The 8,293-nt window shown below is 36.3% G+C and carries 8 protein-coding genes, 1 tRNA gene and 1 pseudogene; 3 read left to right on the top strand and 7 right to left on the bottom strand.

Translation table 11 applies throughout. From position 1 onward, the window contains the following. Window positions 1-382: pseudogene (locus IJ535_RS06690) on the top strand (AMP-binding protein); the annotation flags it as partial. 56 nt (window positions 383-438) lie between these two features. On the opposite strand, the gene IJ535_RS06685 reads toward IJ535_RS06690, so the two are convergent. From IJ535_RS06685 to IJ535_RS06675, 3 genes are all read right to left on the bottom strand, one after another. Further along, a complete protein-coding gene (locus IJ535_RS06685) occupies window positions 439-654 on the bottom strand; it encodes a hypothetical protein (RefSeq protein WP_294300388.1) in 216 nt (71 codons plus the stop codon). Between the two features lie 94 nt (window positions 655-748). Beyond that, on the bottom strand, window positions 749-2,140 hold the full coding sequence (locus IJ535_RS06680; RefSeq protein WP_294300385.1) for a glycoside hydrolase family 32 protein: 1,392 nt from the start codon (window positions 2,138-2,140) through the stop codon (window positions 749-751). A 14-nt stretch (window positions 2,141-2,154) separates the two neighbouring features. After that, window positions 2,155-4,020, bottom strand: coding sequence for a PTS beta-glucoside transporter subunit IIBCA (locus IJ535_RS06675; protein ID WP_294300381.1), 1,866 nt, complete (start codon window positions 4,018-4,020; stop codon window positions 2,155-2,157). Between the two features lie 268 nt (window positions 4,021-4,288). On the opposite strand from IJ535_RS06675, the gene IJ535_RS06670 reads away from it, so the two are divergent. Next, window positions 4,289-5,269, top strand: a complete 981-nt coding sequence (locus tag IJ535_RS06670; protein WP_294300378.1) for a LacI family DNA-binding transcriptional regulator — start codon at window positions 4,289-4,291, stop codon at window positions 5,267-5,269. Window positions 5,270-5,326: 57 nt separating this feature from the next. Here the strand turns inward: IJ535_RS06670 and IJ535_RS06665 are convergent, their stop codons facing one another. Together IJ535_RS06665 and IJ535_RS06660 are read right to left on the bottom strand one after the other, a co-directional pair. Further along, window positions 5,327-6,052 carry a DNA/RNA non-specific endonuclease gene (locus IJ535_RS06665; protein WP_330619526.1) on the bottom strand — a complete coding sequence of 242 codons (726 nt, stop codon included), beginning with the start codon at window positions 6,050-6,052 and terminating at the stop codon, window positions 5,327-5,329. A 78-nt stretch (window positions 6,053-6,130) separates the two neighbouring features. Continuing rightward, a complete protein-coding gene (locus IJ535_RS06660; RefSeq protein ID WP_294300376.1) occupies window positions 6,131-6,316 on the bottom strand; it encodes a hypothetical protein in 186 nt (61 codons plus the stop codon). 325 nt (window positions 6,317-6,641) lie between these two features. Between IJ535_RS06660 and IJ535_RS06655 the strand changes: the two genes are divergently transcribed. Then, window positions 6,642-7,451, top strand: coding sequence for a PIN domain-containing protein (locus tag IJ535_RS06655; RefSeq protein WP_294300373.1), 810 nt, complete (start codon window positions 6,642-6,644; stop codon window positions 7,449-7,451). Window positions 7,452-7,558: 107 nt separating this feature from the next. Here the strand turns inward: IJ535_RS06655 and IJ535_RS06650 are convergent, their stop codons facing one another. Next, complete coding sequence (locus IJ535_RS06650; RefSeq protein ID WP_294300370.1) at window positions 7,559-7,975, bottom strand: acyl-CoA thioesterase; 417 nt, start codon at window positions 7,973-7,975, stop codon at window positions 7,559-7,561. Between the two features lie 186 nt (window positions 7,976-8,161). Then, a tRNA-Arg gene (locus IJ535_RS06645) sits at window positions 8,162-8,235 on the bottom strand. Between the last annotated feature and the right edge of the window lie 58 nt (window positions 8,236-8,293).

Genomic DNA, 8,293 nt, shown 5'->3' with positions numbered 1-8,293 from the left:
CAATGACCCAGAGGGCACTGCCGAAGTAATTGACGAAAACGGACTTCTTCATACAGGTGACCTTGGTTACCTTGACGAGGACGGCTTCCTTTACATCACAGGCCGCAAGAAGAACCTTATCATTCTTTCTGGTGGCGAAAACGTAAGCCCTGAGGAGCTTGAAAAGGCTGCCTACGCTTGCCCTAAGGTAAAAGAGTGCAAGGCCTTTGAATGCAACGACCGAATTCATCTTGCCGTTTACTGCGACGTGGCTGACCATGATGAAATCCAAAGCTTCGTAGCTGACCTTAACAAGAAGATGCCTATTTATAAGCGCATTTCTAAAGTAGAATTTCAGGATACAGAATTCGAAAAGACTGAGCTTGGTAAAATAAAGAGATAATATTAAAAGTGTCGTGGCGAAAATATATCCACTCAGCTTTTCTTTATATTTTTTCGTTAGAACCCAATAGCCGCAGCCAACTCCTGGAAGTCACTTAAGTCTCTTTTATTTACATCATAGTAAAGGACTCTTTCGATTTCGTACTCAAATCCTGCAACTGAAGATAATACGCCTTCCTCAAAAGGTTCATCCTCATCTTCACCTTCAACGAAATCAGACTTGGCCTCCATCAATGCTACCCAATCTTCAATTAGTTTTCCTAAATCCATCATTTACAGAACCTCCATGTTAATACTTTCCTCTATTATACAGCAAAAAAAGAGATGGGAAAATATTCCCATCTCTAACACTAGTCATCCTAATCCATTACTTAGAAACTACATTAAACGGCTTAAGACTATAGACATCTATATTATCAATTCTTCCATCTATAGAAAGTGTATTCTCAACGTCCTTCGCCTTAAAGTACTTTGTAGTAAAGGTATACAGACCGTCATTGATGAAGATTTCAATGCTGCATGTATCAACAAAAATCTTCATGCTTTCTATTTTCTCCCCGTTAGCTAGCTTTAGCTTTCTAGTTGTTCTGTTACTTCCAAGCTCCTTGTCTGTAAAAGAAAATACTAAATCATTGGCTAGCTTATTGTATTTGACATCAAAGCCCTTGTTAAACTGGATAGTAAAATCATCCTGTCCAAACTGAGACATATCTAATTCATATGTCTCTACATCCGCAATGTCCTTGATGTCGATCTTTTTATCTCTTAAATCCTTGATTTCAGCCACTGGCTTCTGAAGAATCTTTCCTGACTTATTGTCGAAGACTAATTCCCTAGGCAAAGACAACATGTGTTGCCATCCATCTTCCACCGAAATGTCATGACTATACTCTGCATCAGGCATGCCCACCCAGGCAATCAGGATTGTTCTGTTATTTTCATCTGTATAGGTCTGTGGTGCATAGAAATCAAATCCATAATCCCATTCTATAAATTCACCTAAGCCCTTACCGTCAGCCAATAAATCTGATTTTGTATTAAAATAACCAGACTGATAAATGTTCTGGAATCTATATTCCTGCGCTTCCAGCCCCTGAGGGGATACTGACAAGAACTGGTTGCCATCTACATAACATAAATCAGGGCATTCCCACATGTAACCGTAGTCTGCTTTTTCAATGAAGTGACTAAATTCCCAATTAATCTTATCCTGGGATTTGAAAAGGATAACGCAGCCTTCGTCATTCTTTTTTCTTGCCCCAAGTACCATGTAGTAAGTACCATCCTGGCACCATACCTTTGGATCTCTAACGTGAAGAGTAAGATTGTCCGGGTAATCCTGACTTCTCAGTAATACTTTTTTCTCACTAGCATTTATTCCATCCTGGCTAGTTACTAATATTGTATTACTTTCTCTTCCCTCAAGGATATAGTCGTAATCTCCAGGGTGCTTTACGTTGCCAGTGTAATAAATATACATTTTATTATCTTCCACATAAGCACAGCCTGAATAAACTCCACTTGCATCCTCTGGCATATCAGGCTTCATAAATACTCCCGAGAATTCATAATTGATGAAATCTTTTGTTGAGTAATGGCCCCAGTCCTTTTCACCGCCCTTAGGTGAGTCTGGTGAATACTGAAAAAATATGTGATGTATGCCATCAAGCTGGCAAAGACCATTAGGGTCATTAAGCCAGCCTGCCATTGGGAAAAGATGAAATCTAGGAGTTAAATATTTTTTATCTTTTAAATTCATCTAATAAACACCTATTATTTTGTTACTGCTAAAACCTTTTCACTGAAATCTGTGTCACCCATTTTGATGTTGCTAACTTCAGAATATTTTGGAGTGTTAGAAATAATGACTGGTGTGACAAGTGGATATCCAGCCTTTGTAATAGCGTCCATATCAAATGTTACAAGAGTCTGTCCACAAGTAACTGTATCGCCTTGAGCAACATGTGCTGTGAAGTGCTCTCCGTTTAACTTAACTGTGTCAAGACCAATGTGGATAAGTACCTCTATACCATCGTCACTTACAAGACCAATAGCATGCTTTGTATCGTAAAGCATTGCAACTGTTCCGTTGAAAGGAGCAACTACCCTACCCTCTGTTGGATTAATAGCGATTCCCTTTCCAAGTGCCTCGCTAGCAAATACTTTATCAGGAGCTTCTGTAAGAGGAATGATTTCTCCCTTAAGAGGAGCGTATACTGAATCTGGCTCTACATTAATATCGCACTCTGTTACAACTTCAACAGAAGCGTTCTTTTCCTCATCCTTATAAAGAACCCAAGATACTGCAAATGCTACAACTGATGCAACTGCAAATGAAAGTAAATATCCTGGTAAGCAATCAGTTACAATAAGAAGTCCAAATAAACCTGTAATACCGTTTGCTGTAGCATAAACTCCCATAATAGAAGCAATACAAGCACCTACAGCACCACCAATCATACCTGCAACAAATGGCTTTCCGTAACGAATATTAACACCAAAGATTGCTGGCTCTGTAATACCCATGAAAGCTGAAAGTGAAGCTGGAAGAGCCATTGACTTTGTCTTCTTATTTTTTGTCTTTAATGAAACTGCTAGAGCTGCAGAACCCTGTGCAACATTTGCTGCTGTAGCGATTGGCATCCAAATATTCATACCATTATCTGAAAGCATCATCATCTCGATAGCATTGTACATGTGGTGAGCACCAGCAAGTACTGTTGGCGCATAGAAACCACCCATAAGGAATGCACCAATACCAAATGGGATTGCGATAAGAGCCTTAGCCCCAGAAAGTACCCATGTTTCAATCTGTGCAAATACAGGTCCGATAACTGTCATAGCTAAGAAACCAGCTGCAAGAACTGAACAAAGTGGTGTTACGAATAAATCAAACATCTCTGGAACAATCTTGTGTAGCTTCTTTTCGATAGTACACATGAGCCAAACAGAAAGTACAATAGGAATAACATGTCCCTGATAACCTACGTTATCAATATTCCATGCTCCAAACCAAGACCAAAGTGTGGTAGTCTCAGCACCGCTTGCTACTGTCCAAGCGTTAACTAAGCTTGGGTGAATCATAATCATACCAATTACTGCCCCAAGATAGATATTTCCACCAAAAATCTTAGCTGCTGAAATAGCTATAAGAATTGGTAAGAATGTAAGTGCAGTATTTGAGAACATATTTACAAGATTATAGAAATATGAATCTGCCATTGATGGCCAAATCTGTACAAGTCCACCAAGTAAACCATTTAAAAGACCAGTTGCTACAATGGCTGGAATAATTGGGATAAAGATATCACCAAGAGTCTTGATAGCACGCTTCCACCATGGAGCCTTGCTTGCAGCAACCTGCTTAAGCTCTTCCTTAGTAGATGCCTCTATACCTGCTATATCAATAAACTCATCATAAACCTTATTAACTGTACCTGTACCGATAATAAGCTGAAGCTGACCAGATGCATCGAATACACCCTTAACTCCATCTATTTCCTCTAATGCTGATACATTTACCTTGCTGTTGTCAGCAATTACTAATCTAAGTCTAGTTGCACAATGTGCAGCTGAGATTAAATTATCCTTTCCACCAATCTGCTCGTAGATTTGGCTTGCACATGATCTGTAATCCATGTTGTTTCCTTTCTATTTCCCTAAAAAATCTTATTACCGAAATCGATTAGTCTAACATGTGAAATCGTTTTCATACCATGGTGACATTATATAACGATTAATTCAAAATTCCTATTAGTAATGTGTGATAACGATTTCACATATTTTTTAGATGTTTTTCACAAAAAACGTTGAATTAGCGTTATTATGGCATCAAAAATTGATTTAAATCTATCTTATAAATATAATAATAGTGAAAACGATTTCAATACTTTTTAGGAGTCAGCTAATGAATATTAATCAAATAGCCAAGCTTGCTGGCGTATCTCCAGCAGCAGTTTCCAGATATTTAAACAATGGTTATCTAAGCGAGGAAAAGCGCCAGGCCATTGCAAAGATAATAGATGAAACCGGATACATTCCATCTACTCAGGCTCAAACCCTCAGGACCAAAAAGACTAAAATTATTGGAGTTATTATCCCCAAAATAGACTCGGATTCCATTTCACAGGTTGTAGCCGGCATTGGTGAAGTTCTAAATGAAAAAGGTTATAAAATGCTTTTAGCTAACACTGATAACCATGATGAAAAGGAACTGGAATTTATCAATACCTTCAAGCAGAACATAGTTGATGGTATCATCCTTCTTGGAACTGTACTTACCCCTAAGCACAAAAAAGCCCTTAAAGGTCTGACTATTCCATACGTGGTTTTAGGCCAGCAGACTGACATTTCCACCTGCATCTTCCACGATGATTACACTGCAGCATACGAATTAGCAGATTACATTATAAATAAAGGTCATAAAAATATTGGATACATCGGAGTTACCGAAAAGGATATTGCTGTAGGAGTTAATAGAAAGAAAGGTTTTCTTGATGCTATAGAAACCCATAATATCAAGCTTTCCGCGGACTCTATCAAAACCGGTTCCTTCTATATGGATAACGGCTATGAAAATACCAAGGCTCTCCTAAGTCAGAATATAAATATTGACGCTATTTTATGTGCTACTGACACCATAGCCTTAGGTGCCATCAAATATTTAAACGAAAACAAAATAAAAATACCAGATGATATAGCTATTGCTGGCTTCGGAGAAAGTAAACCATCTTCTATACTTTCCCCTAGTCTTACAACAGTGCATTTTTATTACAGAGAATGTGGAATTGAAGGCGCAACCTTCCTACTTGATAAAATAAACAATCCTGATATTCCTGATAAAGCGATGAAATTAGGTTTTGAAATTATTAAAAATCAATCTGTTTAAGCTCCACCACTTAAACTTAGTATTATCGTCAACCATGATTTGATTGATACAATCATTTTAAGGCTTACAATTACCACATGGTTTATAGCCATAATTAATCAACTCGTCCCTCAGGCCATGGTAATATTGCCTATTTTTTTCTTTAATATCGCTTACTGATTGACATGTAGGGTAATGAAACTTCATTGTGTTTGTATTTAAAACATACTCAGCTACTTCAACCTGCGTGTCTGGATTTTCAGTATAATCTGTCACTTCCGGATTTTTTATTGAAGTAGTGTCATTTGATAATTCACTATCTCCAGTGGCATAATCAATTACAATTCCAGGCTGAACATTGTAACAATATACATTAAACATAATTCCTTTGCCCTGGTCTTCTACTGAATATGCCTCCATAAGTACCCCGGATGCTACCAAGTTATCCTCTTCAAATATAGGCGTTACTCTATAAAGAACGTGATTACCGGTTCTTTTTACATACTCTGCTACTTTATCCTCAAATGGAAGCATTCCCTGTACATTAAGATATCTTGTGCCTGTAATCAGATTCTTTTCATTGGCATTCTCCCCACTCAACTGATATGCAATAAGATGGCATCGATTATATAAATAATTTCCTTCAATATACTCGTGATAATTTGCAGTATGCCATCCACTTGGCTTGATACTTCCTATTTCCCCTCGATCTTCAATAGGCATTAGCTCCTTACATATATTGGCAAAAGCCACACCACATCTTCCTAAGAAATCTAATTCGCTGTATGATTCAAAAGCAGTCACATTAGTTTTCTCATCATCTGAAAAAAATGGTATATTATCATTAATTACGATGTATGGGCTACCAGCATAATTTCCCGCCTACTCAATGGAAAAGTCTGATGATACCTTTTTTGTATCTGACACTGCCCCAAAAGCAGGTACTTTTTCTGTTTCAGCTATTTGTACTGTTTTTTCATCATTGCCTGCAATGCCTGTACCATAAAAACCATAACCGCCAATTAAAATAGCACATGCTACTAAACACATTAATAATTTCTTTTTCATTCTAGTCCTCCTTGTTGCCGTAAATTATTATATTAATAAAGACAATATATCCGCAAGTGTTTCCTATAAATATACTATGTCCTTAATAATAAAGGATTCCTAACGTTTGTCAGAAACCCCTTCGTATATCAATCTTTGATTTTTTAATATCATCTCATTGTGTTTAATCCGTTAAATATTCTAAGTATGAGTGTAATGAATCCTAGGATTTATCCTATACATCCATTATAATATGCATGTAAGTAAAAGATTTTGTATATACACTTTGCGGTATATTTCTTTTCACATTTTAGGATTATAATAATTTCTTGTGAGGTAATATTTTATGGGAATTTTTAATAAGGACAACAATAAACAATCAGATAATAAATTAATTGATGTACCAATTAAAGCTGTTGACACTGTAAAAACAATAAGGAGATTATTTCTCGTAGACTATGAAAATGTCTCTGATGCGGGAATTGTGGGTGTTGATACTCTTACAAATAACGACACAGTAATCATCTTTTATGGCTCAAAGGTAAAATCTGTAGCTTATGATTCTTTAATAGCTATTACAAATTCCAAAGCTAATATTGAGCACTTAAAAGCTGAAAAAACAGCAAAAAATTATTTAGATTTTCAGTTGACCACCTATTTGGGATACAAGCTTGGTAAAGAAACCTTTGATGAAATATTTGTTATTAGCAAGGATTCTGGGTTTGATGCTGTTGTAGATTTTTGGAGTCAAAAGAAATACACAATCAAAAGACAAGACGCTATAGTTATGACTGAAAAAACCGAAATTATTTCAGAAGAAAAACCAAAAAGGCCTTATACAAAACGTACTTCTTCTACTCATTCTAGAACTACAAGAAGCAGCAGACCAAAAGTTGTTACTAAGTCTCAGCCTAAAAAGCCAAGAACACCTAGAACTCCTAGACCTACTGTCACAGATAGGCAAAAATCTGAAATTAGAGCTGCGTTAAAGAATAAAGAGCTCAATGCTCCTGACTATAAAAAAATCTATGATGCCTTTGCCTCAAGTGACACTATTTCTACCTACAATAACAAACTCCAGAGAGCTTTTGATAACGAAAAGACTAGTGAGATTTATAAGGTTACTGCAAAAATATTTGAAAAGGAGCATAGCTAACCTACTACATCACTACTGATTATCTAATGGTATACCATTAGATGCTTCCCCCAGTAATGGTTTTTATTAGCATAATCATGCCATTATCATCACCAAAAGAACTATATCTATTCACATAAATCTTTTAAACACTGATAAAAAACAGGATATTCCTGCTTAAGCTTTATAGGTCGCCCCTGAGTATTTAAGAATGCATGACTGGTTGTTCCAATACATACTACTTTGCCATCACTATTTGTCATCTCATAAGATAAGAAGAGTTTAACGCCCTTAAACTCTTTTACCTTCACAGAAATAAATATTTTCTCAGCAAAAAATGTAGAAATCTTATAATCACAATTAACATTCAAAACTGGAGAAACAATACCAAGAGATTCCAGTTTATCAAATGGCCAACCAATTTGATTTAAAAAGTCTACTCTTGCCTCTTCCATCCATCGAATATAATTAGAATGATGCGTTATTCCCATCTTATCAGTTTCATAATATTGAACTGTATGTACATATTTATCTACATAAACCATATAATCACTTCCCAAATAACAGAATTAATCAATTTATAAATGAACGTTAATAAAAAATATTCGAATTCACTTAATATTTTAGCCATTACCATTTATAATACAATACCAAACTTATTTATATTTAGTTGCACTATTTCTACACAATAAAAAATGCACTGAACCAAATTGATTCAGTGCTTACAGCAGCGTGCGTGAGAAGATTCGAACTCCCGACACCTTGGTCCGTAGCCAAGTGCTCTATCCAGCTGAGCTACACACACATATGAATAGTTAAGTTGATGCCCAGAGTCGGAATCGAACCAACGACACGAGGATTTT

The organism is Pseudobutyrivibrio sp. (genome assembly GCF_017471675.1).
Taxonomy (GTDB): Bacteria; Bacillota; Clostridia; order Lachnospirales; family Lachnospiraceae; genus Pseudobutyrivibrio.
The sequence above is the reverse complement of the archived record's forward strand: the minus strand, read 5'-3'. Positions and strand labels throughout refer to the sequence as shown.